Annotated in this window: 25 protein-coding genes; 14 read left to right on the forward strand and 11 right to left on the reverse strand. The window is 67.0% G+C overall.

What is annotated here, in order from left to right; translation table 11 throughout:
• Positions 1–207: 207 nt before the first annotated feature.
• The 4 genes from folK to hda form a co-directional block, all read right to left on the reverse strand.
• The gene (folK, locus tag ATF69_RS00665) at positions 208–735 is read right to left on the reverse strand and encodes a 2-amino-4-hydroxy-6-hydroxymethyldihydropteridine diphosphokinase (RefSeq protein WP_244303619.1); all 528 of its coding nucleotides are present in this window, start codon (positions 733–735) and stop codon (positions 208–210) included.
• Positions 732–2,321, reverse strand: a complete 1,590-nt coding sequence (pcnB, locus tag ATF69_RS00670) for a polynucleotide adenylyltransferase PcnB (protein WP_146869571.1) — start codon at positions 2,319–2,321, stop codon at positions 732–734. Before pcnB ends, folK begins: the two co-directional genes overlap by 4 nt.
• Before the next feature lie 37 nt (positions 2,322–2,358).
• Entirely contained in the window at positions 2,359–3,063 is a 705-nt protein-coding gene (locus tag ATF69_RS00675; RefSeq protein ID WP_225581034.1) for a histidinol-phosphatase, read from the reverse strand.
• Between the two features lie 179 nt (positions 3,064–3,242).
• Positions 3,243–3,941: a DnaA regulatory inactivator Hda gene (hda, locus tag ATF69_RS00680; protein ID WP_056748298.1), complete on the reverse strand. Its 699-nt coding sequence runs from the start codon at positions 3,939–3,941 to the stop codon at positions 3,243–3,245.
• A 268-nt stretch (positions 3,942–4,209) separates the two neighbouring features.
• On the opposite strand from hda, the gene ATF69_RS00685 reads away from it, so the two are divergent.
• From ATF69_RS00685 to ATF69_RS00700, 3 genes are all read left to right on the forward strand, one after another.
• A complete protein-coding gene (locus ATF69_RS00685) occupies positions 4,210–5,427 on the forward strand; it encodes an MFS transporter (protein ID WP_146869572.1) in 1,218 nt (405 codons plus the stop codon).
• 349 nt (positions 5,428–5,776) lie between these two features.
• The gene (gene purM, locus ATF69_RS00695) at positions 5,777–6,826 is read left to right on the forward strand and encodes a phosphoribosylformylglycinamidine cyclo-ligase (protein WP_056066695.1); all 1,050 of its coding nucleotides are present in this window, start codon (positions 5,777–5,779) and stop codon (positions 6,824–6,826) included.
• A gap of 33 nt (positions 6,827–6,859) precedes the next feature.
• Positions 6,860–7,960 carry an AI-2E family transporter gene (locus tag ATF69_RS00700; protein ID WP_208758675.1) on the forward strand — a complete coding sequence of 367 codons (1,101 nt, stop codon included), beginning with the start codon at positions 6,860–6,862 and terminating at the stop codon, positions 7,958–7,960.
• A 105-nt stretch (positions 7,961–8,065) separates the two neighbouring features.
• On the opposite strand, the gene ATF69_RS00705 is transcribed toward ATF69_RS00700, so the two are convergent.
• Positions 8,066–9,187 carry an extracellular catalytic domain type 1 short-chain-length polyhydroxyalkanoate depolymerase gene (locus tag ATF69_RS00705; protein ID WP_146869573.1) on the reverse strand — a complete coding sequence of 374 codons (1,122 nt, stop codon included), beginning with the start codon at positions 9,185–9,187 and terminating at the stop codon, positions 8,066–8,068.
• 324 nt (positions 9,188–9,511) lie between these two features.
• Here ATF69_RS00705 and ATF69_RS00710 point away from each other — a divergent pair, with 324 nt between their 5' ends.
• The 5 genes from ATF69_RS00710 (at position 9,512) to ATF69_RS00730 (ending at position 12,757) form a co-directional block, all read left to right on the forward strand.
• Complete coding sequence (locus ATF69_RS00710; protein ID WP_146869574.1) at positions 9,512–10,072, forward strand: cysteine hydrolase family protein; 561 nt, start codon at positions 9,512–9,514, stop codon at positions 10,070–10,072.
• 59 nt (positions 10,073–10,131) lie between these two features.
• Complete coding sequence (locus tag ATF69_RS00715) at positions 10,132–10,746, forward strand: DJ-1/PfpI family protein (protein ID WP_146869611.1); 615 nt, start codon at positions 10,132–10,134, stop codon at positions 10,744–10,746.
• A gap of 29 nt (positions 10,747–10,775) precedes the next feature.
• Positions 10,776–11,771: a GlxA family transcriptional regulator gene (locus tag ATF69_RS00720; protein ID WP_056748306.1), complete on the forward strand. Its 996-nt coding sequence runs from the start codon at positions 10,776–10,778 to the stop codon at positions 11,769–11,771.
• Between the two features lie 93 nt (positions 11,772–11,864).
• Positions 11,865–12,371 carry a GAF domain-containing protein gene (locus ATF69_RS00725; RefSeq protein WP_056748308.1) on the forward strand — a complete coding sequence of 169 codons (507 nt, stop codon included), beginning with the start codon at positions 11,865–11,867 and terminating at the stop codon, positions 12,369–12,371.
• Complete coding sequence (locus ATF69_RS00730; RefSeq protein WP_056066676.1) at positions 12,368–12,757, forward strand: DNA-binding transcriptional response regulator; 390 nt, start codon at positions 12,368–12,370, stop codon at positions 12,755–12,757. The genes ATF69_RS00725 and ATF69_RS00730 overlap by 4 nt, the downstream gene beginning before the upstream one ends.
• Before the next feature lie 35 nt (positions 12,758–12,792).
• Here ATF69_RS00730 and ppk2 read toward each other — a convergent pair whose 3' ends face one another.
• Positions 12,793–13,707 carry a polyphosphate kinase 2 gene (gene ppk2, locus ATF69_RS00735; protein WP_146869575.1) on the reverse strand — a complete coding sequence of 305 codons (915 nt, stop codon included), beginning with the start codon at positions 13,705–13,707 and terminating at the stop codon, positions 12,793–12,795.
• Positions 13,708–13,856: 149 nt separating this feature from the next.
• Here ppk2 and ATF69_RS00740 point away from each other — a divergent pair, with 149 nt between their 5' ends.
• Both ATF69_RS00740 and ATF69_RS00745 read left to right on the forward strand, forming a co-directional pair.
• Complete coding sequence (locus tag ATF69_RS00740; RefSeq protein WP_108499127.1) at positions 13,857–14,897, forward strand: transporter; 1,041 nt, start codon at positions 13,857–13,859, stop codon at positions 14,895–14,897.
• Between the two features lie 96 nt (positions 14,898–14,993).
• A complete protein-coding gene (locus tag ATF69_RS00745) occupies positions 14,994–15,839 on the forward strand; it encodes a ParB N-terminal domain-containing protein (protein WP_146869576.1) in 846 nt (281 codons plus the stop codon).
• Positions 15,840–15,866: 27 nt separating this feature from the next.
• Here the strand turns inward: ATF69_RS00745 and ATF69_RS00750 are convergent, their stop codons facing one another.
• On the reverse strand, positions 15,867–16,718 hold the full coding sequence (locus tag ATF69_RS00750) for a SirB1 family protein (protein WP_056066673.1): 852 nt from the start codon (positions 16,716–16,718) through the stop codon (positions 15,867–15,869).
• A 91-nt stretch (positions 16,719–16,809) separates the two neighbouring features.
• Complete coding sequence (gene murJ / locus ATF69_RS00755; protein ID WP_146869577.1) at positions 16,810–18,369, reverse strand: murein biosynthesis integral membrane protein MurJ; 1,560 nt, start codon at positions 18,367–18,369, stop codon at positions 16,810–16,812.
• A 275-nt stretch (positions 18,370–18,644) separates the two neighbouring features.
• Here murJ and rpsT point away from each other — a divergent pair, with 275 nt between their 5' ends.
• Positions 18,645–18,944, forward strand: a complete 300-nt coding sequence (gene rpsT / locus ATF69_RS00760; protein WP_056066666.1) for a 30S ribosomal protein S20 — start codon at positions 18,645–18,647, stop codon at positions 18,942–18,944.
• A 253-nt stretch (positions 18,945–19,197) separates the two neighbouring features.
• Here the strand turns inward: rpsT and ATF69_RS00765 are convergent, their stop codons facing one another.
• Positions 19,198–19,524: a DUF3579 domain-containing protein gene (locus ATF69_RS00765; RefSeq protein WP_056066664.1), complete on the reverse strand. Its 327-nt coding sequence runs from the start codon at positions 19,522–19,524 to the stop codon at positions 19,198–19,200.
• A gap of 242 nt (positions 19,525–19,766) precedes the next feature.
• On the opposite strand from ATF69_RS00765, the gene ATF69_RS00770 reads away from it, so the two are divergent.
• The 3 genes from ATF69_RS00770 to ATF69_RS00780 are packed head-to-tail and all read left to right on the forward strand — an operon-like array spanning position 19,767 to position 22,599.
• A complete protein-coding gene (locus ATF69_RS00770; RefSeq protein WP_056748311.1) occupies positions 19,767–20,963 on the forward strand; it encodes an aspartate aminotransferase family protein in 1,197 nt (398 codons plus the stop codon).
• Between the two features lie 17 nt (positions 20,964–20,980).
• Entirely contained in the window at positions 20,981–21,910 is a 930-nt protein-coding gene (argF, locus tag ATF69_RS00775; protein WP_146869578.1) for an ornithine carbamoyltransferase, read from the forward strand.
• 8 nt (positions 21,911–21,918) lie between these two features.
• A complete protein-coding gene (locus ATF69_RS00780; protein WP_146869579.1) occupies positions 21,919–22,599 on the forward strand; it encodes an HD domain-containing protein in 681 nt (226 codons plus the stop codon).
• Positions 22,600–22,924: 325 nt separating this feature from the next.
• Here the strand turns inward: ATF69_RS00780 and feoB are convergent, their stop codons facing one another.
• Complete coding sequence (feoB, locus tag ATF69_RS00790) at positions 22,925–24,850, reverse strand: ferrous iron transport protein B (RefSeq protein ID WP_146869581.1); 1,926 nt, start codon at positions 24,848–24,850, stop codon at positions 22,925–22,927.
• Positions 24,847–25,176, reverse strand: coding sequence for a FeoA family protein (locus tag ATF69_RS00795; RefSeq protein ID WP_056067075.1), 330 nt, complete (start codon positions 25,174–25,176; stop codon positions 24,847–24,849). The genes feoB and ATF69_RS00795 overlap by 4 nt, the downstream gene beginning before the upstream one ends.
• Positions 25,177–25,270: the final 94 nt, after the last annotated feature.

Genomic DNA, 25,270 nt, shown 5'->3' on the forward strand with positions numbered 1-25,270 from the left:
CGGGCAGGCTTGCGGCTGCGGCCTCCCAGCCTCCGAGAGAGACGCCACCCGAGGCCCGGCGGAGCCGGTTCCACGGCGGCACTGGCGTTGGACCGCGTCCGTTTCATCTGTCGCCCGCAAAGCCAATGCAGACGGGAGTATTTTTAAGCCTTTTCAGGCCCTGGCGCTTATCTACAAAGCGCAAAAAGCTCCCAATTTAGGAGCAAATTATTCACCCGACAAAGTGCCCACCCAAGCCGGGCCTTCCAGCTGGTGGATGTCCTGAGACGCTACGGCCTGCAACGCCGACGCATCCACCCGCCCAGGCACCAGATCGGCCAGGGGGCGCAGCACGAACGCGCGCTCGGCCATGCGGGGGTGGGGCACGGTGAGTGTGGGGGTGTCGATCACCTGGTCGCCAAACCACAGAATGTCGAGGTCCAGCGTGCGCGGCGCGTTGCGGTAGGGGCGCTCGCGGCCGGCAGATAGCTCGATGGCTTGCAGGGCACCCAGCAGGGCGTCAGGTGCCAGGGTCGTTGTCAGCTCGGCCACGGCGTTGAGGTAGTCCGGGCCACCGGCATCGACCGGTGCGCTGCCATAGAGCGGCGACACGCGCAGGACCCGCGTGCCGGGCAATTGACCCATGGCCGCCAAAGCCTTGCGCAAGGCGGCTTGCCGCTCTCCCAGATTGGCCCCCAGGCCCACATAGACCCGAGAGGGCCGCTCAGCCTGCTCCCCCACGTCCGGCCAACTCACTCGCCAGCGGCAGCAGGTGCTGCACCTTCGCCGCCACCACCACCGGGCTTGCGGCGACGACGGCGGCGCTTCTTGGGCGCGCCGCTTTCGGTGGCCCATTCGGTCTCGCCCCCCGCATGGTCTGTGTCTTGAACGGTGCCAGGGGCACGTGGTGCTGCAGCAGGTGCACTGCGAGGCACACGCTTGACCACAGGCTGCGCTTTCTGGCGGGCCTTCTGCTCTTCCTTGGCCTGGTCCATCAGGTCGTCGCGGCGCTCATCGTCCGCCGCCTGGAAGTCTTGCCACCACTCGGCGAGGGCTTCCTCGACTTCGCCCACATCGGCGCGCAGGCGCATGAAGTCGAACCCGGCGCGAAAGCGCGGCTGCATGACCATGCCGAACGGCGTGTTGCCCACGCGCTTTTCAAAACGCGGCTGCATCACCCAGATCTCACGCATGTCGGCGGCCAGCTTGCCGCGGCCCGACACGTCGCCAATGCGTTTGTCGAACACCTCGTCGATGGCCTCTTGCAGCGCGGGCAGCGGGTGTTGGCGCTGGTTCAGGCGCTCCTGCCATCCATTGCGCACGTCTTCCCACAGCACGCAGGCCAGCAAGAAGCTGGGGGCCACGGGCTTGCCTTCGTTCACGCGGCGGTCGGTGTCCACCAGGGCCGCTTTGACAAACGGTGTGTCGGCGCGCTCCACGGCCACGTCCAGCAGCGGGTAGATGCCCTTGGACATGCCCAGCTTGCGCAGCTGCTCGATGGTGGCGATGGCGTGCCCGGTCTGCAGCAGCTTGAGCATTTCGTCAAACATGCGGCTTTGAGGCACCTCGGCCAGCAGGGCCTGCGACTGCACCAGCGGCGCGGCCGACTTGGCATCGATGCTGAAGCCCAGCGGGCTGAGCTTGGCCGCAAAACGCACGGCGCGGATGATGCGCACCGGGTCTTCGCGGTAGCGCGTGGCGGGGTCGCCAATCATGCGCAGCGTCTTCTTCTTCGCGTCCTGCAAACCCTTGTGGTAGTCGACCACGATCTGGCTGACCGGGTCGTAGTACATGGCGTTCACGGTGAAGTCGCGGCGCGTCGCGTCTTCGTCCTGCGGGCCCCAGACGTTGTCGCGCAGCACGCGGCCGCTGGCGTCCACGGCATGCTGCATGCCCGACAGCTGCGCCTTGCTGGTCTTTTCGTTGCCAGCCACCTGACCCGCTGCGGCATTGTCGAGGTAGGCGCGGAAGGTGGAGACCTCGATCACCTCGTGCTCGCGGCCCCGGCCGTGCACCACATGCACGATGCGAAAGCGCTTGCCGATGATGAAGGCGCGGCGAAACAGGCCCTTGACCTGCTCGGGCGTGGCGTTGGTGGCCACGTCAAAGTCCTTGGGACGCAGGCCCAGCAACAGGTCGCGCACAGCGCCACCCACGATGTAGGCCTCGAAGCCGGCGTCTTTGAGCGTCTGCACCACCTCGGCGGCGCGGCGGTCCACCAGCTCGGGGTTGATGCCGTGCACGCTGGCGGGCACCTCTTCGCGCTTGCCGAAATGGGGCTTGCCGCCGGAGGTCCCGGGCGTCGATTTGCCCAGCAGTTTGTCGATGAACTTCTTGATCATGGGTAGGGAGATATCAGGGGACTGCGAGCGCAGGGGGTCAGGAGGCCGTCTGGCTGGCAGGCTCGGCAAACAGGTCCAGTATGCGCCAGCCGCGCTCCTGGGCCAGGGCGCGCAGGCGCGGGTCGGGGTTGGTGGCGACCGGGTGGTTCACCTTCTCCAGCAGGGGCACGTCGTTCATGGAGTCGCTGTAGAAGGTGCTCTCCACGTCGGCCCAGCTGAGCTGCCGCTCGGCCAGCCATTGTTCCATGCGGCGCACCTTGCCTTCGCGCATGGTCGGGATACCGTCAATCTCGCCGGTGTACCAGCCGCTGGCGTCGCGCACCAGCTGCACGGCCAGCAGCTGCGGCACCCCCAGCGCCTGGGCGATGGGGGTGGTCACGAACTCGTTGGTGGCAGTGACGATCACCACCTCGTCGCCCGCTGCCTGATGCTGGCGGATCAGGTCGAGCGCCTGGGGCTGGATGGCGGGGGTGATGACCTCGCGCATGAACTGCTGGTGCGCCGCCGCTGCGGCCTCGGGCCCGCGCAGGCGCACGGCCTCGGTCGCGAAACGCACGTAGTCGTGTACATCGAGCGTTCCCGCCTGGTAGTGGGCATAGAACTCGTCGTTGCGGCGCGCGAACTCCACCGGGTCGTTCCAGCCGATGCGGATGGTGAACTCGCCCCACTCGTAGTCGGAGTCGAGCGGCAGCAGCGTGTGGTCCAGGTCAAACAGCGCCAAGCGAAGGCGGCTTCTTTGCATTTCAATCATTCAATAAGTTGCGCTGCGCGAGCGGTTGCAAAAACTGTCGCCGCCCAAACCCAGCGGCCGCCGCGCAAGGGCCGCCCCGCCGCGCTGGCGGCGTCCTCCTTCCCGCGGTGCGCAGCACAGCGAGAGAAGGGGGAAGCGGCGCAGCCGCTCAGGGGGTTGTCCCTCATTTTTTATTCCGACTCGAGCATTGTCTTGAGCAGCGGAATCGTGATGGCACGCTGGGTGCGCAAGGCAAAGGCGTCGAGCTGGTCCAGCAGCTGCATCAGGCTGCCCAGGTCGCGCGAAAAGCGGTTGAGCATGTAGTCCATGACTTCGTCGCCCAGGAACACGCCGCGCGCATCGGCCTCCTGGCGCAGCACGGCGCGGCGCTCGGCCTCGCCCAGCAGTTGCAGCTGGAACACATGGCCCCAGCCCAGACGGCTGCGCAGGTCGTCGCGCAGCGGCAGGTCGGCGGGGGGCAGATCGCCAGCCGCCAGCACCCAGCGCTGGCTACCGCTGGCGGGGCTGATGGCATTGACGAACCAGTTGAAGGCCGTGGCCTGCTGGGCGGTGCTGTACAGGTGCACGTCGTCCATGACCACGGCGGCCCAGCGTTCATCAAAATCGGGCGGCTCGCCCACCGAGGGGTCGAGCCAGCCCACGCTGGAGCCCTGCTCGCGCAGGGCCTGGCGCACGGCCTGGAGCAAATGGGTCTTGCCGCTGCCCGGCTCGCCCCAGAGGTAGGTGGGCACCGGGGAGCGGGTGGCTTCACTGCTGCCCGCCCCGGCGGCCAGGCGCAGGTGCTGCAGCGCGGCCTCGTTGGGCCCGGCAAAAAAACGGTCGAGGGTGGGCCCGGTGGCCAGGCCGATGTCCAGCGCCAGTTGCTTCATCGTCATGCGCGGCGCCCGCACAGTGCAGGCTGAACCGTGGCGGAAGGTGCGGAAGCGGCGGTCAGGAAGAGGGTCAGCAGCGGCATCACAAGTGGGTGGGAAGGCACCGGGCCGTCGATGACTGCGGCCAGGCGCGGCGACAAAGTGGCATACGGCGCGTGGTCACCGACCGGCTCCCTCGCAGGGGCTGGGCGACAATGGCCGCGATTTTAGTCTGCTGCCAGCCCCCTGGGCCGCCGCCCGGCACCACCGTACCCTGCCTTGCACCATGACACCTCCCACCTCCCCTGCAAAGCGCCTGCCCGCCAGCATCTGGGCGCTGGGCTTCGTCAGCCTGCTGATGGACGTGTCGTCCGAGATGATCCACAGCCTGCTGCCGGTGTTCCTGGTCACCACGCTGGGCGTGAGCATGCTCACGGTGGGCCTCATTGAAGGGGCAGCCGAGGCCACGGCTTTGATGCTCAAGGTGTTTTCGGGGGTGTTGAGCGACTGGTGGGGGCGGCGCAAGCCGCTGGCGGTGCTGGGCTATGGGCTCGGTGCACTGTCCAAACCCCTGTTTGCCATCGCTCCCACCGTGGGCCTGGTGGTCACGGCGCGCCTGCTCGACCGGGTGGGCAAGGGCATACGCGGCGCGCCGCGCGACGCGCTGGTGGCCGACCTTGCACCGCCCGGCATGCGGGGCGCGGCATTCGGGCTGCGGCAGTCCCTGGACACCGTGGGCGCCTTTTTGGGCCCACTGCTGGCCATGGGGCTGATGCTGCTGTGGGCCAATGACTTCCGCGCCGTGTTCTGGGTGGCCGTGATTCCGGCCGCCCTGTGCGTGGCACTGCTCCTGGTGGGCGTGCGCGAGCCCGAGCGCGCCGCCAGCGCCGTGCGCACCAACCCCATCCGCCGCGAGAACTTGCGCCGCCTGGGCGGCGCCTACTGGTGGGTGGTGGCGCTGGGCGCTGTGTTCACGCTGGCACGCTTCAGCGAGGCATTTTTGGTGCTGCGCGTGCAACAGGGTGGCCTGCCACTGGCCTGGACGCCCCTGGTGCTGGTGCTGATGAACGTGGTGTTTGCACTGGGCGCCTACCCGCTGGGCAAACTGGCAGACAGCACCCGCCACACCACGCTGCTGGCCTGGGGGCTGGTGGCGCTGATCGCTGCCGATGCGCTGCTGGCCCTCAGCGACCGGGGCGCCGCCGCCTGGCTGGGGATTGCGCTGTGGGGCCTGCACATGGCCATGACGCAGGGGCTGCTGGCCACCATGGTGGCCGACACCGCACCGGCCGACCTGCGGGGCACGGCGTTTGGCATGTTCAACCTGGTCAGCGGCGTGGCACTGCTGGTGGCCAGCGGGCTGGCAGGCCTGCTGTGGGACCAGCTGGGCGCCAGTGCCACGTTTGGTGCCGGAATCCTGTTTGCCACGCTGGCTCTGGCCGGTGTACTGGTGCAATCTGCCCGGCATGGCCGCACCCCAAAGCCCCCTGCCACACAGGGGTAAGAGCCTGTTCAAGGTCTTTTTGGAGTCGCACAAGTCCCTTGCCGGGATGGGATGCAAGGCGCGGTGTGCAGCCAATAGCCCATGCTATTGGCAAGCGCCGCAACGCCGCAGACCGCCCGGCAAGGCACTTGCCCGAAGGGTTGGAGTGAAATCGGGCGATTGAACGCCCCGGCTGCTTGCATGGGCATGAGCCCATGCGGCGCATCCGACGCATCCACTCCTCCCGATTGCACTCCAATGCGATCACCAAAAAGACCTTGAACAGGCTCTGCGCCGGGGCGCCGAGGCGTGCCCCTTAAAATCCCCGGATTCCAGCCCGCCCGGCGGGCCTACCAGCACCACACCACCCATGAGCTCTTCTGCCCCCTCCACCCCCATCTCCTACAAAGACGCCGGCGTTGACATCGACGCGGGCGACGCCCTGGTCGAGCGCATCAAGCCGCTGGCCAAGAAGACCATGCGCGAAGGCGTGCTGGCGGGCATCGGCGGCTTTGGCGCGCTGTTTGAAGTGCCCAAGCGCTACAAGGAGCCCGTGCTGGTCTCTGGCACCGATGGCGTGGGCACCAAGCTCAAGCTGGCGTTTGAATGGAACATGCACGACACCGTTGGCATCGACCTGGTGGCCATGAGCGTGAACGACGTGCTGGTGCAGGGCGCCGAGCCCCTGTTCTTCCTGGACTACTTTGCCTGCGGCAAGCTCGACGTGGACACGGCTGCGGCCGTGGTCGGCGGCATCGCCAAGGGCTGCGAACTCTCCGGTTGTGCGCTGATCGGCGGCGAAACGGCCGAAATGCCCGGCATGTACCCGGCGGGCGAATACGACCTGGCCGGCTTTGCCGTGGGCGCGGTCGAAAAGTCCAAGATCCTGACCGGCAAGGACGTGGCCCCTGGCGACGTGGTGCTGGGCCTGGCCAGCCACGGCGTGCACTCCAATGGCTTCTCGCTGGTGCGCAAGTGCATTGACCGCGCTGAAAGCCAGGGCACCGTGCCCGCCACGCTGGACGGCAAGCCCTTCAAGCAGGCCATCATGGAGCCCACCCGCCTGTACGTGAAGAACGTGCTGGCCGCGCTGGCCGCTCACCCCATCAAGGCCCTGGCCCACATCACCGGCGGTGGTTTGCTGGAGAACATCCCCCGCGTGCTGCCCGACGGCACCGCCGCGCACCTGAAGAAGGGCAGCTGGCCCCAGACCGAGCTGTTCGCCTGGCTGCAGAAGACGGCGGGCATCGACGACATCGAGATGAACCGCACCTTCAACAACGGCATCGGCATGGTGGTGGTGGTGGATGCGGCCAACGCCGAAGCCACGGCCGCCACGCTGCGAGCTGCCGGTGAACAGGTCTACGCGATTGGCACGATCGCAGCGCGTGGCGAAGGCGCCGCCGTGGTGGTGGCCTGATACCCGGCCAGCAACACCGCCCCCTCACCGCGCATGGCGCAGCGCCCCGCTCCACCCTCCTCAGCGCAACCTGAGCCCACGCCCACCACCCTGCCGCCGCGCGCCCTGAACCAGGGCATCGTGGTGGCCAGCTATCTGCTGGTGGCCGCTGCGCTGCTGGTGGTGATGTGGCGTGGCCTGCTGCCCGGCCTGTTGTGTGTGTGCCTGGGCTTTTTGCTCACCCGGGCGCTCACGGGCTGGTTTGCAGCGGGGCTGGGCCGGATCCAGCGCCAAGCCGCCCCATCCCCCACCAGCCTGCGCGTGGCCCAGGTCACGGCCGCTGGTCTGGTGATGCTGCTGCCCCTGGCGCTGCTGGCGCTGGGCCTGACCCATTCGCGTGGCTACCTGGTCAGCGCACCGCAGCAGTACCAGGAACTGCTCACCTACATGGCCCGCACGGTGCTGGAGCTGCGCCTGAAGCTGCCCGCCGACATGGCCTCCCACCTGCCCGAGGGCGTGGCCGACATCCAGCGCATCATTGCCAGCTATCTGGGCGCCAAGGCCGGTGCGCTGGCCATGGCGGGGCGGGCCTGGCTCGCCGGGGTGCTGTTTGCCTATGTGGGCCTGCTCATCGGCGCGCTCGCCGCCGTGCGCCCGCCAGTGCTGGCGCGCGGCCCGCTGGCCCAGCAGCTCAAGCTGCGCATCACGCTGTTTGGCGAGGCGTTCCGCCAGATCGTGGCGGCGCAGTTCTGGATCGCGGCGTTCAACACCCTGCTCACCGCCCTGTTCCTGCTGTTCGTGCTGCCGGTGTGGGGGCTGCAGCTGCCTTACACGCCGGTGCTGATCACCTTCACCTTCGTGGCCGGGCTTGTGCCCATCGTGGGTAACCTGGTGTGCAACGTGGTGATCACCATCGTGGGGCTGTCGGTGTCGCCGCTCGCGGCCGCCGCCTGTCTGGGGTTTTTGATCCTGATCCACAAGGCCGAATATGTGATCAACGCCAAGGTGGTGGGCCGCCGCACCCAGATGGGCGTGTGGGAGCTTCTGAGCGTGATGTTCGTGGCCGAGGCCGTGTTTGGCCCTGCGGGGCTGGTGGCGGCGCCGCTGTTCTACGCCTACCTCAAGAAGGAACTGGTGGCCGCTCGGCTGGTGTGACCGCAGCCGGGCAGTGGCCTGCGGGCACCCTGAAGCCACCCGCAAGAGTCACTTTTTGATAGCAGCAAGCACAATCAGCACTGGCGCTTGCGGCCATTTTCTCGATTATTTTGCGAATTGACGGGCCACAAAGGCCCAGATGAGCGCCGACGCATCGGGCCCGGCCGGGTCGCTGTAGGGCAACTGCGCGGCGCCGCCGCTCCAGGCATGGGCCAGCCCGACCACCTCGCGCAGCGCCACCACGGTACGGCCTCGGGCCTTGAATTCGGTCACCCGCATGGGGTATCGCTGGCCCCTCTGCAAGGTGCGGATGGCACCCGCCCGCGCCCCCAACGCACCGGCCCACAACAAGGCGGTCGCCGCCGCGTTGCGCACCGACACCACACCATCGGCATCGCCATGCACGATCAGCAGCGGTGGCAAGGCCGCTGGGGCGCTGACGGGCAGCACGGTAGCGTCCGTCGGTGTGACCGCAGCGGCAACCGCAGGAGGGTCCGGCAGATGGGCCTCGCGGCGGCCATGCATGGCTGCCAGGGCCGTGGCGGCGGATTCGGCCGTGCCGGGCGCCACACCGGAATGCATGGCCACCGCGCAGAACCGGTGGGGGTAAAGCGCCGCCATCAGCACCGCCATGCTGGCGCCTGCCGACAACCCGGCCACCGCCACCCGCGCCAGGTCCACCGGCAGGCGGCGCGCCACCTTGTCCACGGCGGCCAGCAGCGTGGCGGCTTCGGCGTCGGCCCGGCCATTGCGGCGTTCAAACCAGTTCCAGCAGCCGTGGGCGTTGGCCATGCGCTCCTGCTCGGGGTACAGCACCACAAACCGATGGCGCGCCGCCAGCCGGTTCATGCGCGACACGGCGGCAATGTCCCGCCCCGTCTGGCCGCAGCCGTGCAGCATGACCAGCAGCGGCAGCTTTTCGCCCGGGCGCAGGGCCAGCCCGGCAGGCACATAGGCATGAAACCGCCGCGCCCCCGCCGGGCCGGGGGCCACGCCAGACATCCACTCGCCCCGCGACGGCACCGGCTTGCCTGCGGGGCGCGGTGTGCGGGCCGTGGAGGGCATCTTGGCAACCGCCGCCTTGCGCGGCGCTGTCCGCAGTTTCGATGCTGCCTTGGCCCGCACCGGCCGGGTGCTGGCCCGCGCAGCCCGCGCGAAGGCCTTGAGATTGCGCTGGTAGGCCCGCGTCAGGGACGACAGCGAGAACAGGCGGGAGCGGCGGGGCATAGGCGGGCAGGGGGTCTGGCGGTCGATGTTCAAGAATCAGGGAAAACCCTAGCCACCTTAACAGCTTCCCGCATCGCTCGGATAGTGCTATGTCTTTGATAGCTTGAAAGGCAATATGTACCGGCGCATAACGCTGATATGGCTCCAAAACCCGCTTCACAGGGCCAGCGCAGCACCTGAAATGGCCTGGGGCGCCAGCCAGGCCTGTCATTCGCCACAGAATGATGGCTGAAATTGATCGAATCTTGTCTCCGTCAGTGCGGACCGTCGGCCGTCGTGCAGTGAACATAAGCACATCCAAACCACTGCCTCTGTGAGCACACCATGAAAACCTGTCTGATAGTGATTGATGTCCAGGAATCGTTCCGCCACCGCCCCTTTTTCACCGAACACGACCTGCCTGCCTACCTGCGAGCGCAGAACGCGCTGATCGACGGGTGTGTCGCCCAGGGTATCCCGGTGGTGCGCGTGTTCCACAGCGACGGCCCCGAAGTCGCCGAGAACCCGTTTTCGCGGGCCTCGGGCCAGGTGCGGCCGCTGAAAGGCTTGGCCACCTTCGACGCAGCAGCCACCTTCACCAAGTCGCGCCACAGCGCGCTGGTGGGCACGGGCCTCGATGTGTGGCTGACACGCCATGGCATCCAGCGCCTGATCGTGAGCGGCATCCGCACCGAACAGTGCTGCGAAACCACCACCCGCCACGCATCCGACCTGGGCTGGGACGTGGACTACGTGACCGATGCCACGCTGACCTGGGACATGGTCCAGCCCGACGGCCAGGTGCTGGCGGCGGCCGACATCAAGACCCGCACCGCCACCGTGCTGCAAGGCCGATTTGCGACCTTGTGCACCGTGCAACAGGCGCTGGACCGGGCGGCCGCATGAGCGCCGCGCCGGGCCGCCCCAAGCAAGCTCGCACCGCAGGCGAAGCCGAAGGTACAACAGTGAGCGCCCAGCCATTGCAGGTCGCCATCCTGGTGTTCGACGACGTGGAGGCCCTGGACCTGGGCGGGCCCTATGAGGTCTTCACCACCGCCAGCCGCATGCACCAGCGGCAACATCCCGGCGCGCCTGCACCGTTTGTGGTGCAGTGCGTGGCCCGCAGCCTGGACCCGGTGCGCGCCCGGGCGGGTTTGCGCGTGTTGCCCGATGCGGACTTTGCCAGCGCCACCGCACCCGATGTGCTGATCGTGCCCGGCGGCGTGGTCGATGCCGCTGCGGCCTGCCCTGCCACCCGCGCCTGGGTCGCCCAGGCGGCAGGCCGTGCGCAGATCACGGCCTCGGTGTGCACAGGGGCCTTCATTCTGGCCGCAGCCGGTGTGCTGACCGAAGGCCCGGCCACCACCCACTGGGAGGACACCGCCGACCTGCGCACGCAGTACCCCGCGCTCGACGTGCGGGAGAATGTGCGCTGGGTGGACCGGGGCGCGCTGGTGACCTCGGCCGGCATCAGCGCCGGCATCGACATGAGCCTGCACCTGGTCACCCGGCTGCTGGGCGCGGCGCTGTCCGAGCGCACGGCCCGCCAGATGGACACGCCCTGGAACCCCCAGCCATGACACGCTTTTAGCCTGACCCAAAGCCATCGATGCAGAACCCGGCCTCGTCCCCCATCCACGTCTATTTCGCCCTGCTGCCGGGCAGCCTGGTGCTGGACTGGGCGGGCCCGGCCGAAGCGCTGCGCATCGCCAATCAGACCCTGGCCAAGCAAGGCCAGCCCGAGCGATTTGTGCAGCACTTTGTGAGCCCCACGCCCGAGTCTGTCTCGTCGGTAGGTGCCGTGCTGACCCAGCTGGAGCCGCTGCCTGCCACCCTGCCCAGCCCCGCCTGGGTGGTGCTGGTGGGTCTGGCCGGGCAACACATCGCGGTGGATGGTGACGAGGCCCGCGCGCTGCTGCACTGGCTGCGCGGGCTGCGGCCCGTGGCGGGGCAGCTGGAGCTGATCACCGTGTGCGCGGGCTCGGTGCTGGCCGCCCATGCCGGCCTGCTGACGGGGCGCCGCGCCACCACCCACCACCAGCATCTGGACGAGCTGGCCGCCGTGGACCCGCGCTGCGACGTGGTGGCCAACCGCGTGTTTGTGGCCGACGGCGCCGTGTACAGCAGCGCGGGCGTGACAACGGGCATCGACCTGCTGCTGCACCGCATCTCCGACACCTGCGGCCCCGCGCTGGCCGCGCAGGTGGCACAGGCCATGGTGGTGGCCCTGCGCCGGGGGCCCAACGACCCCGAGTTCTCGCCCTTTCTGCACCACCGCAACCACCTGCACCCGGCCCTGCACCGCGTGCAGGACGCCGTGGGCCAACAGCCCCAGGCCGACTGGAGCGTGCCGCAAATGGCCGAGGTGGCCCACACCTCACCCCGGCATCTGACGCGGCTGTTTCTCGAACATGCGGGCATCGCCCCGCTGCAATACCTGCGCCGCATCCGCCTGGCCACGGCCGAGGCCGCGCTGCGGTCCGGCCAGAACGTGACGCAGGCGGCGCTGATGGCGGGGTTCAGCTCCGACACGCAGCTGCGCCGGGCCTGGCACCAGTTCGGGCGTGGCGGCACCCCGTCGCAAGGCAGTGCGCGCAGCCACTGAGGGAGGTGGGCCAGGCCGTGCCATACCGTGCAAACCACCCGGCACCGGCTGATAATCAGGCCCTTTGCCGCACCGCCCGCCTGGGTTGCCTCCATGCAAGAACCACCCCGCCCTGCCAACGAGCCCGACCGCCTGCAGGCGCTACGCCAGCTGCTGATTCTGGACACGCCGCCCGAAGAGCGGTTTGACCGCCTGACGGCCTTTGCCGCGCAGGAGTTCGATGTGCCCACGGCGCTGCTCTCGCTGATCGATGACGACCGCCAGTGGTTCAAGTCGCGGGTGGGTATGGACCAGTGCGAGACGTCGCGAGGCATCTCGTTCTGCGGCCACGCCATCCTGCAGGACGACATCATGGTCGTGCCTGATGTGAACCAGGACGAGCGCTTCATCGGCAACCCGCTGGTCACGGGGGAGCCCTACATCCAGTTTTATGCAGGCGCGCCGCTCAAGCTGCCCAATGGGCACAACGTGGGCACCCTGTGCCTGCTGGACAGCAAACCCCGCACACTGGACGCCATCGACCTGGCCATCCTCGGTTCCCTGCGCGACCTGGCAGTGGAAGAACTGGTGCGCCGCGAGCAGGGAGCCTCCGCCCCATGAGCGATCACAGCCCCCAGGACATCTTGCTGATCGAACCCAGCTCGCTGACGGGCAGCATCATCGTCTCCACGGCCCGCCAGCTGAACCTGCCCGCCGTGCGGCAGGTGAACAGCGTGCGCATGGCCCAGCAGCGGCTGACACACCAGGACTTTGCGGGTGTGATCGTCTCGATCGACGAGCACCAGCAGGAGGCCGTCGCCCTGCTGGAGCAAGTGCGCAACGACACGCTGGCCGTCAGTGCCAGCGTGCCGGTGGCGGTGACCACCACGCAGGTCGATGCCTCCACCGCCGTGAAAATGAAGGCCCTGCAGGTGCGACGGGTGCTGATCAAGCCCTTCAAGGTGCGGGATGTGATCGCCACCATTGCACTGCTGAAGGACGCGTAGCCTCCCTCGGCCCCGCAGGGGGCGCGTCAGATGTCTTAGTAGATCTCTGGCACGTACATGCTGGCAGGCACGGGCTGGCGCAAATACTCGGGGTTGCGCACGCGGTCGGGCAGCACCACGGGCGGGTGTGGCACCTCCTGGTAGGGCAGCTGAGACAGCAGGTGCGCAATGCAGTTCAGGCGCGCCTTTTTCTTGTCTACCGCCTGCACCACCCACCAGGGTGCTTCGGTGATGTGGGTGCGCTCCAGCATCGTTTCCTTGGCCTTGGTGTAGGCCTCCCAGCGCACGCGGCTTTCCAGATCCATGGGGCTGAGCTTCCACTGCTTGAGCGGGTCGTGAATACGGCCCAGAAAGCGCAGGTGCTGCTCTTCATCGGTGATGGAGAACCAGTATTTGACCAGCGTGATGCCCGAACGCACCAGCATCTTTTCAAACTCGGGCACGGTGCGGAAGAACTCTTCGTATTCGTCGTCGGTGCAAAAGCCCATCACCCGCTCGACGCCCGCGCGGTTGTACCAGCTGCGGTCAAACAGCACCATCTCGCCCGCCGCAGGCAGGTGCGCTACATAGCGCTGAAAGTACCACTGCGTGCGCTCTCGGTCGTTGGGTGCGGGCAGTGCCGCCACACGGGCCACACGGGGGTTCAGGCGCTGCGTGATGCGCTTGATGACGCCCCCCTTGCCCGCCGCATCGCGCCCCTCGAACAGGATCACCACCTTCTGGCGGCTGTGCTGCACCCAATCCTGCAGCTTGACCAGCTCGCCCTGCAGGCGGAAAAGGTCCTTGAAGTATTGCTGGCGCGCCAGCTTGTCGCCAGGGCTGGGGGCGCCGATGTCATCGACCTCGCGGTCTTCGATCTCCAGTTCCAGCTCTTCGTCGTAGCTGTCGATGAGGTCGTTGGCGATGCGTTGCATCAGCTCCTGCGTGTCAAGGGCGTTGTTGTAGAACATGGGCAAGCATCCGGCGGTAGTGCAAATCAGATGCGCGATGGTGGACCGCTGCAGTGACAGCGCCATGACACTGGTGTGATCTGTCACAACGCTGTCATGCCCAGAGGCCAGCATGCGAGGCCGTGCCGACAGCAGACCACTCCGCCGCTTTGTCAAATCCCCTCGCCCCCAACGCCAGCCTGAACTACGGCGGAGATGCCGCCGGGCTGATCTGCGGCTACCTGCTGGGTACCGACACCCCGCCGCAGGAGGTGGATTCGGCCCAGGCCGCGCAATGGCTGGCCGACCTTCAGGCAGGCGCCGCGCCGTCAGGGCAGTTTCTGTGGCTGCACTTCAACCTGAGCCACGCGCAGGCGGTGCGCTGGATGGAGCGGCACGCCCATCTGCCGGAAGCCTTTTTTGATGCGCTGAAGGACCGCTCGGTATCGACCCGCATCGAGCGCGACGACGACACGCTAATTGCCGTGCTCAACGATGCACACTTTGATTTTGCGTTCGAGCCTTCGGACATTGCGACCCTGTGGACCAGCGTGGCGCCGCACCTTATGGTGACTGGCCGCACGCGCCCGCTGCGGTCGGTGGACGTGCTGCGCACTGCCGTGCGCACCGGCAATGCCCCCTGCTCCAGCGTGGCGCTGCTGGCCGAACTGATGCGCACCCAGGCCTCGGGCCTGGTAGACATCGTGCGGGGCGTGACACAACGCATCGACGATGTAGAAGACGCACTGCTGGCCGGGCGCCTGGACCACAAGCGCGCGCGGCTGGGTGTGCTGCGACGCTTGCTGGTGCGCCTGCAGCGGCTGCTGGCGCCCGAGCCTGCGGCACTGTTTCGCCTCCTGCAGCACCCGCCCGCGTGGATGGGCGCCGACGATGCACAGGAGCTGCGCGATTCGACCGAGGAGTTTTCGGTGGTGCTGCGCGACATGCAGGGCCTGCAGGAGCGCATCAAACTGCTGCAGGAAGAAATCGCCGCCAGCGTGCAGGAGGCCAACAGCCGCAGCCTGTTTGTGCTGACAGTGGTGACCGTGCTGGCCTTGCCCATCAACATTCTGGCCGGCCTGTTTGGGATGAACGTGGGCGGGGTGCCGCTGGCCGACAACGGCCACGGCTTCTGGATCATCGTGGCCGTGGTGGCGGCTTTCACGGCGGTTGCGGGCTGGCTGGCCCTGCGAGGCACGCGCGATCAGTAGGTGGGACCGTGCGGCAGGTGTGATCGCCCGACATGCCCGGTGGCAAGCCCCACTACAATGCCGCCCCTTGCCCAGCTCCCCGGACCCCCTGCCACCATGAACATCGTCGTCAACGAAGAACTCAAAGCCTACATCGAACCCTTGACCCCCGACGAACACGACGCGCTGGAACGCAGCATCCTCACCGAAGGCTGCCGCGACGCACTGGTGCTGTGGGGCGATGTGCTGGTGGACGGGCACAACCGCTACGGCATCTGCCAAAAACATGGCCTGCCGTTCCAGACCGTGCAGAACCCGCGCTTTCAGTCGATGGAAGACGTGCACCTGTGGATGATCGACCAGCACCTGGGCCGCCGTAGCGTGTCGGATTTCCAGCGCGGCGTGCTGGCGCTGCGCAAGCGCGAGATCATGGCCGAGCGCAAGGCCCGCGCAGCCACCTCCACAGAGACCGCCGAAGCCACCCCCGCGGCTGACGTGCCTGAAGCCGCAGCCACCCTGCCCGCCCCGGACCCTTTGAGCAGCCGCGAGGCCATTGCCAAGGCTGCGCGGCTGAGCAGCAGCCAGGTGGTGATGATCGAAAAGATCCAGAAACAGGCGGCCCCCGAGCTGGTGGCCGCTGTGAAGTCCGGCACTATCTCCATCAACGCCGCAGCCGCCGTCGCCACCCTGCCCGCCGAGGAACAGGTGGCAGCGGCCGTGGCCGGCAAGGATGAACTCAAGCAGGCGGCCAAACGCGTGCGCGAACTCAACAAGCGCAAGCCGCGCGAGGAGGCTCCGGCAGAAGGTAGCCCGGCAGACACCCCCACGGACTCCGTTCCAGCCAGCGACGAGTTGCACACACTGCGCATCCGTGTGGTGGAACTGACGGCGGAGAACACCGAGCTGCGCCGCCAGGTGGCGCAGCTGCAGGCAGCGCTGCCTGCAGACAACACGCCGTTCTAGAACTATTTTTGAGTCAGGCGCCGGACATCAGCCGTTGGCGTTGCGCAGCGCGCTCAGCCGGTCGGCGATGAGGTCGAGATCCAGCCCGTCTTCGCTGTGGGCCAGATAGGCCTCCAGGTCGGCCACCGCCTCGGCTGTGTTGCCACGCTCGGCGTGCGCCAGCCCCCGGTCGCGGCGCTCGCCCCAGGCCTCGGGCAACAACACGATCAACCGGTCCAGCACGGCGACCAGCCGTTGCCAGTCCTGCTGGGTGCGGTGCACCTCCTTGAGGTTACGCAGCATGCGCGCAATGATGTCGCGCGGTGTGGCGGCCTGCAGATACAGGCCGAGCGGTACGTCGTAATCGTCCACCAGACCATTGCGGCGCTTGTAGGGCTCCAGCCGCTCGGCCAGCTCCTCGCGGCTGAGCGACTGGCCCGAGATCGGGTCCAGCACCACCTGGCCCTTGGGCAGCAGCACCTTGACCATGAAGTGTCCCGGGAACGCAATGCCCCGCGCATGCAAGCCCAGCCCCTGGGCCAGCTCCATCCACAGCACAGCCAGGCTGATGGGAATGCCCCGGCGCGTGCGCAGCACGGCGTTGAGGTAGCTGTTCTCAGGGTCGTAGTAGTTGTTGATGTTGCCGCCAAAACCCAGGTCGGCAAAAAAGAACTGGTTGAGCGTGCGCAGCCGCTGCAGCGCGGGTGCGTCGGCAGGCAGGCGGCGCTTGATACGGGCCTGCAGCTGGTCCACATCGCCCAGCAGTTGCTGCACGTCGAACTCGGGGTATTCATCCTGCGCGAGGCTGGCGGCGGCTTCGAGCAGCGGAAAGTGGTCGTCGCTCTGCACCAGCGATGCAAAGTACTCCAGCGAGGTGGGCACGGAAAGGCTCAAGGACATGGCAGCTTTGTACGGGGCCGTCGCCATGGCGTCAAGCCACAGAAGAGCGGGCTTTGCGGGGTATTTCGGGGTCCAGGCCTGCCGAAGATATTCAGCGGCGCAGCAGCTGGCGCAGCTTCAGGCCGGCCGCCCACAGGGCGCCAAAGTACAGCACTGCGGCTGCAGCCATCATCGCGGCCAGCAGGCCGATGCGCTGCAGGCGCTGCGCCTTCATTTCCACCCAGTCGAAATGCTGGGCACCCCACGCCAGCAGCACTGCCAGCAAGGCGCTGGCCGCCACCACCTGCAAGGCAAACCGCCCCCATCCGGGCAAGGGCCGGTAGCTGCCGCGCCGCAGCAGCCCCACCAGCAGCCAGGTAGCGTTGATGACCGCCCCCACGCCAATCGACAGCGTCAGCGCCGCATGCTGCAAATAGGGCACCAGCACAAAGTTCATCATCTGCGTGAGCACCAGCACCGCCACGGCAATCAGCATGGGCGTGCGCATGTCGTGCTTGGCAAAGTAGCCCGGCGCCAACACCTTGATGGCCACGATGCCCACAATGCCAACCCCGTAGCCCGCCAGGGCCAGCGTGGTCTGCTGCACGTCCCGGTCGGCAAAGGCGCCGTAGTGGTAGAGCACGGCCACCAGGGGCTTGGCAAACACCAGCAGCGCCACCATGCAGGGCACCGACAGCACCACCACCAGCCGCAGCCCCCAGTCGAGCATGGCCGAATAGCGTTCGTCATCCTGCTTGGCGCGGGCACTGGCCAGCTGCGGCATCAGCACCACGCCCAGCGCCACGCCCAGCAGCGCGGTGGGCAGCTCCATCAGGCGGTCGGCATAGGTGATCCAACTCACGCTGCCGGTGGCCAGGTGCGAGGCAATCTGCGTGTTGATGAGCAGCGAGACCTGCGCCACGCTCACTCCCAGCAAGGCGGGCAGCATCAGGTGCGCCACCTTGCGGGTGGTCGGGTCCGCCCACGCAGCGCGGATGGCGGACCAGCGCACGCCAATGCGGGGCAGCAGCCCCAGGCGCAGCAGCGCAGGCACCTGGATGCCCAGTTGCAGCAGACCACCCAGCATCACGCCCGCCGCCTGCGCATAGATGGGCTCGATGCCATGGCGCTTGAACAAGGGCGCGCCCAGCGTGATGGACAGGATGAGCGCAATGTTGAGCAACACCGGCGAGGCTGCAGGCACCGCAAACTTCTTCCATGTGTTGAGAATGCCCCCCGCCAGCGCCACCAGCGACATGAAGCCGATGTAGGGGAACATCCAGCGGGTCATCGTGACTGCGGCGTCAAACCCCTGGGGCTGAAGCCCACTGGCCATGGCCCACACCATCCAGGGCGCACCCAGCACGCCCGCGATGCACAGCAGCACCAGCGTCCAGGCCAGCAAGGTGCCCACGTGGTCGATCAGCACCCGGGCGCCCTCGTCGCCGTCCTCGGCCCGGGTGGCAGCCAGCACCGGCACAAAAGCCTGGCTGAAAGCGCCCTCGCCAAGCACCCGGCGGAACAGGTTGGGAATGCGGAACGCCACATTGAAGGCGTCCGTCATGGCACTGACCCCGAACACGGAGGCCATGAGCAACTCGCGCACCAGCCCGGTGATGCGGGAGACGAGGGTCAAGAGGGAGACGGTGGAGGCGGCTTTGAACAGTGACACCGCGGGGAGTGTATTCCCCCTGCGCCGCTTCGCGCCTGGGTACAGCTGCCACAGGCGGCAGGTTTTTCAACCCGTCCAAGCCTGCACAGGCGGGCTCGAAGCCGTGCCCCTCAGCCGTCAAGGGCGATGCACATGTTGCGCTGACAGAGCCAGGCGCCACCGGTGCGCTGGCAATGGCATTCCGCCGGTTCGGGCACAGGGGTGGATACAGGAACTGCTCTGGGCTATAATCGCGGGCTTTGCTGGCATCATCCACAGACCCAAGGAACTAAACAATGGCATCCGCAAAACCCAAGAAGAAGAACCCGCGCCTGGCGTCGGGCCGCAAGCGCGTCCGTCAGGACGTCAAGATCAACGCTGCAAACACCTCGCTGCGTTCCAAATACCGTACCGCTGTCAAGAACGTCGAAAAGGCTGTTCTGGCTGGCGACAAGACCAAGGCGACCGAACTGTTCGCCAAGATGCAAGCCGTGGTGGACACCGTGGCTGACAAGGGCATCTTCCACAAGAACAAGGCTGCTCGCGACAAGAGCCGTCTGTCTGCCAAGGTGAAAGCCCTGGCAACGGCCGCCTGACCCACTTCAGGCAAACAGCCCGAACGGCACCTGCCGTTCGCCGTTTGTAACGGGTGCGCTGCCAGCAAAAAACGAACAAACCGCCTTCGGGCGGTTTTTTCGTTGGGGGTTCAGAACTGCGCCAAGCAGCCTGAAGCGCATCAAAGGGTGGATGGGGAGTGCCCGCTGGCTGCCGGGCGGGCATGCCCCTGCGCAGCGACGCCTCGGGCCCGACGCGGGCGGCAGGCAGCGCCGGGAGTCAGGCCGTGGCCGGTCAGGGCTTGGCGGGAGGAGGCGGGTCGGGCAGCAGGCAGGCCTCGGCCACCTGCAGGTTGTTGTCGCGGGCGAAATTGATCACAAAGTCCCAGGCCATGGGCTCGTGCCCCTGCAGATCGCGGTGTACGACCACACATTTCACGCCGTTGAGCGTGGTGGGAATGCACCAGGGCGAATAGCTCAGATGGCTGCCTGGCCGGGCTCCACCGGGTCGAAAGCTGCTCATCACCCCGGCCAGCCGCTCGGCCCAGTCGCTGGGACGAAAGGTTTTCCCGTCATGGGTGATGCCCTGGATGAAGACTTCTTTGGAGGAGGGGGAAACCATCGGGGATTGGAGTGGTAGTGAGGGCACAGACGCAGGATCACTGCATGTTGCACCGCAACGCGACATTCTAACTCTTATATAAGAGCTAGCTCCCTAATCCCTCCGGCGCGCTACACATAGGCACCCCAAAGAGGGTAAGGGCCCGGCATTGCAGTGATGCGCAATCGTCAACAGACCGCACCCCTGCTCCCCCTAGAATCGTGACTCGCTTTTTCGCCACCGTACCGTCTGGAGATTTCCGCATGACCGCTTCCATCCCGGCAGCTTCGCCCCACGTGATGAACACCTATGGCCGCGTACCGATCGCGCTGGCCCGTGGGCAAGGCAGCCGCGTGTGGGACGTGAACGGCAAGGAATACCTGGACGGCCTGGGCGGCATTGCCGTGAACACGCTGGGCCACAACCATGCCAAGCTGGTGCCCGCGCTGCAGGACCAGATCACCAAGCTGATCCACACCTCCAACTACTACCACTCGCCCCTGCAGGAGCAGCTGGCCGCCAAGCTGGTGGAGCTGTCGGGCATGACCAACGTGTTCTTCTGCAACTCGGGCCTGGAGGCCAACGAGGCGGCCCTGAAGATTGCCCGCAAGTTCGGCGTGGACAAGGGCATTGCCAAGCCCGAGATCGTGGTTTACGAAAAGGCCTTCCACGGCCGTTCGATTGCCACCATGTCGGCCACCGGCAACCCCAAGATCTACAGTGGCTTCGGCCCGCTGGTCGAGGGTTTTGTGCGCGTGCCGCTCAACGACATCGAAGCCATCAAGCAAGCCACCGAAGGCAACCCCAATGTGGTGGCCGTGTTCTTTGAGACCATCCAGGGCGAGGGCGGCATCAACCCCATGCGCGTGGAATACCTGCAGCAGTTGCGCAAGCTGTGCGACGAGCGCGGCTGGCTGATGATGATTGACGAAGTGCAGTGCGGCATGGGCCGTACCGGCAAGTGGTTTGCCCACCAGTGGGCTGGCATCGTGCCTGACGTGATGCCGCTGGCCAAGGGCCTGGGCTCGGGCGTGCCGATTGGCGCGGTGGTGGCCGGCCCCAAGGCCGCCAACGTGCTGCAACCCGGCAACCACGGCACCACCTTTGGCGGCAACCCGCTGGCCATGCGCGCCGGGGTCGAGACCATTCGCATCATGGAAGAAGATGGCCTGCTGCAAAATGCCACCACGGTGGGTGAGCACCTCAGGGCGGCACTGCAGCGCGAGCTGGGCAGCCTGCCCGGTGTGAAGGAGATCCGGGGCCAGGGCCTGATGCTGGGCATCGAGCTGAACAAGCCCTGCGGCGCCCTGATCGGCCGCGCGGCCGAGGCAGGCCTCTTGCTGTCGGTCACGGCCGACAGCGTGATCCGCCTGGTGCCGCCGCTGATCCTCACCACCGCCGAAGCCGACGAAATCGTCGCCAAGCTGACCCCGCTGGTCAAAGCCATCCTGGCTGAATGAAGAATAGCCCCACTGCCATGACGACGCTGAAACATTACCTGCAGTTCACAGACCTCTCCGCCGACGAATACGCCTACCTGTTCGAGCGCGCCGCGCTCATCAAGAAGAAGTTCAAGGCCTACGAAAAGCACCACCCGCTGGTGGACCGCACGCTGGCCATGATCTTCGAGAAGGCCAGCACCCGTACGCGCGTGAGCTTTGAGGCGGGCATGTACCAGCTCGGCGGCAGTGTGGTGCATCTGACCACGGGCGACAGCCAGCTGGGCCGCGCCGAACCCATCGAGGACAGCGCCAAGGTCATCAGCCGCATGACCGACCTGGTGATGATCCGTACGTATGAGCAGGCCAAGATCGAGCGTTTTGCCGCCAACTCGCGCGTGCCCGTGATCAACGGTCTGACCAACGAATACCACCCCTGCCAGATCCTGGCGGACATCTTTACCTTCATCGAACACCGTGGCTCGATCCAGGGCAAGACGGTGGCCTGGGTGGGCGACGGCAACAACATGGCCAACACCTGGCTGCAGGCGGCATCGCTGCTGGGCTTCAAGGTGCATGTGAGCACCCCGCGCGGCTACGAAGTGGACGAGAAATTGGCCGCTGGCGCCGGTGGAATCAGCGCTGACAGCTATCAATTCTTCAGCAACCCCATGGAAGCCTGCCGAGGCGCGGACCTGGTCACCACCGACGTGTGGACCAGCATGGGCTACGAAGCCGAGAACGAAGCGCGCAAGAAGGCCTTTGCCGACTGGTGCGTGGACACCGAAATGATGGCCGCGGCCCAGCCCGACGCCCTCTTCATGCACTGCCTGCCCGCGCACCGGGGCGAAGAGGTCGAGGCGGATGTGATCGACGGGCCGCAGTCGGTGGTGTGGGATGAGGCAGAGAACAGGATGCACGTGCAGAAGGCACTGATGGAGTACCTGCTGCTGGGCAAACTGGCCTAAAAGCCCCCATGCCCTGGCGCCGCCAGCCCGCTCACAGCGCCGAATTGCTGGCGCACTGGCAGGCCCTGGGCCAAGCGCTGGGGTGCGGCACGCCCGCCTGGCGGGCCGAGGGCAGGCGCCTGCTGCGCAGCTGGGCACGCTGGCCCCGCGCCTACCACGACACCACGCATCTGCGGGCCTGCCTGCGGCACCTGCAGGCGGTGCAAGACCAGCGGCCCGGAGCGCTTCACAACCCCCATGCTGTGGCCCTCGCCCTGTGGTACCACGACGCCATCTACTGGCCGTGGAGTGGGCACAACGAGGCGCGCAGCGCCGACTGGGCGCGACAGTTCCTGCTGGGCCAAGGGCTGCCCACCACGCTGGCCGAAACCGTGCACCAGCATGTGATGGACACCCGCCACACCCCGGGCCCGCTCACCGGCGATGCGCTGTGGGTGGTGGACATCGACCTCGCCATCCTGGGCCAGAGTGACGCGGTGTACCGACAGTTCGAACGCAACGTGCGGCGTGAATACTTCTTTGTGCGCTGGCCGCGTTATGTGGCGGGGCGCAGCGCAGTGCTGCGAGGCTTTCTGGACCGCCCGCACATCTATGGCACAGCCTACTTTGCGCAGCGCTATGAGGCACAGGCGCGCGTCAACCTGCAACAGGCGCTGATCGCGCTGGGCCAGGGCCAGCTGTACCAGTAGACAATTTGAGTCAAAACGGCTTGTAGCGCTAGTGAATCATGCGCTAGCAGCTATATAAAATATAGCAACTACTGAGAAGCAGGCCCGCGACGGACGGGCATGGCCACGGGTTTTTCAGCGGCCGCCGCGGACGGCGCCGCGCAACTGCCGCAGCTGCTGCACCCACCATCGCCCCCGCCACAGCCCGGCGACTGGACCAGTCCCGGGTGGACCTTGCCCAACCCCCGGCGCCAGCGCCCGGGCAAATACCGCCAGAGCACATAGAGCGCTGCGGCAAGGACGATCAGACCGACGATGAGTTGCTGGACCATCACAACGTTTCCCCTCAGCCGCCGCCCAGCGCCAGCGCCACGCGGTAGGTCACAAAGCTGGCCGCATACGCCATGGCAAACAGGTACCCCACCATGAGCAGCGGGTAACGCCAGCCGTTGGTCTCGCGCCGCACGGCGGCGATGGTGGAGATGCACTGGGGCGCAAACACATACCAGGCCATCAGCGACAGCGCGGTAGCCAGCGACCACGAGCCCGCAATCAACGACCCCAGCTGGCTGGCCACCTCGTCGCCCGTGGCGGACAGCGCGTACACCGTGCCCAATGCGCTCACCGCCACCTCACGCGCAGCCATGCCGGGCACCAGCGCAATGGCAATCTGCCAGTTGAAACCGATGGGTGCGACGATGACCTCGAGCAGCCGGCCCAGCTGGCCGGCCAGGCTGTAGGTGATGGCAGGCTGTGTGGCGCCTTCCGGCGCACCGGGGTAGGTGGACAGGAACCACAACAACACCGTGACGGCCAGGATGATGCCGCCCACCCGCTTGATGAAAATCACCGCCCGCTCGTACAGGCCGTAGGCCAGGCCCCGCACGCTGGGCCAGCGGTACGCGGGCAGCTCCATCATCAGCGGCGTAGCCCGTGTATCACTGCGGGCCAGCTTGGCCACCGCCGCCACGGCCATGGCGCTGACGATGCCCGCCACATACAGGGCGAACAGCACCACGCCCTGCAGGTTGAACACCCCCGCCACCGTACGCTCGGGAATGAAGGCTGCAATCAGCAGCGCATACACCGGCAGGCGCGCCGAGCAAGTCATGAGCGGCGCGATCATGATGGTCACCAGCCGGTCACGCCAGTGGGTGATGGAGCGCGTGGCCATCACGCCCGGCACGGCGCAGGCAAAGCTCGACAGCAGAGGGATGAACGAGCGGCCCGACAGACCCACCGTGCCCATCACGCGGTCCAGCAAGAACGCCGCGCGCGGCAGGTAGCCCGAGTCCTCCAGCGCCAGGATGAACAGGAACAGGAACAGGATCTGCGGCAAAAACACCAGCACCCCGCCCGCACCCGCCAGCACCCCGTCGGTCAGCAGGCTGCGCAAGGGGCCGTCGGCCATGTGGCTGTTGACCAGGGCTGCCAGCCAGCCCACGCCATCTTCAATCCATGACTTGGGCAGCTCGGCCCAGCTGAACACCGCCTGGAACATCAGGAACAGCGTGGCGGCCAGGATCAGCAGGCCCCACACCGGGTGCAGCACCACCGCATCGATGCGGTCGTCAGTCCGCAGGCTGACCACCGGCACGCGCACGGCACGGTCCAGAATGCGCCGCACTTCCTGGTGCGTGCGGATCACGTCGTTCTGCGCCTCCAGGTCGCTCGCATCCAGGCGCGCCGCCGCATCGAGCGCCACCACCGGGCGCTGCAGCTGCTGCAGATTGGCGCCATTCAGCCACTGCACCAGCTCCTGGGCGCCGTTGCCGCGCACGCCCACGGTGGCCAGCACAGGCATGCCCAGCTCGCGCGACAACGCCTCGCGGTCAATGGCGATGCCCTGGCGCTCGGCCACGTCCATCATGTTGAGCACCAGCACCATGGGCAGGCCCAGGGCGCGTGCCTCCAGCACCAGGCGCAAGTTCAGGCGCAGGTGGGTGGCATCGGTCACGCACACCAGCACATCGGGCACGGGCTCGCCCGCGCGGCGCCCGCGCACGATGTCGCGGGTGATGGCCTCGTCCACGCTGTGTGCATGCAGGCTGTAGGCGCCCGGCAGGTCCAGCACGCGCACGCGGCGGCCGGCGGCGGTCTGCAGCAGGCCTTCCTTGCGCTCCACCGTCACGCCCGCGTAGTTGGCCACCTTCTGGCGTGCGCCGGTGAGCAGGTTGAACAGCGCGGTCTTGCCGCAGTTGGGGTTGCCCAGCAGCGCCACGCGCAGGGGCGCATCGGCGGCGGTGGGCTGCACAGTAGCCTGGGCGTTCATGCCAGCTCCTTGGCAGACAGGCTGGTGTCATCCAGCGGCTGCACCTGCACCATGGAGGCCTCCTGGCGACGCAGCGCAAACGTGGCCTGCCCCACCCGCACCGCGATGGGATCGCCCCCCCAGCCGCCGCGTGCGACCACCTGCACGGTTTCACCGGGCAGGAAGCCAATCTCCAGCAAGCGCAGCAGCATGCTGTGCTCTTGCGCGTCCTGTGCGGGCAACAGGCCCGTGACCCGGCCCGAGGCACGGCGCGGCAATTGGTCCAGCCGCGAGGACAGGTTCTGCTGCGTAGGAAGATGCAACCGCGCCGCAGCGCCATCGTCCATGGTTTTCATGGTGACTGGCCTCGATACAAATAATATTGATTCTCATTCTACCAATATCTGCATCGTGCTGGTTGCCGTCCCACTCTCTCCTTGA

The sequence above is a fragment of the Acidovorax delafieldii genome, from assembly GCF_007993815.1.
GTDB lineage: Bacteria > Pseudomonadota > Gammaproteobacteria > Burkholderiales > Burkholderiaceae_C > Acidovorax > Acidovorax delafieldii.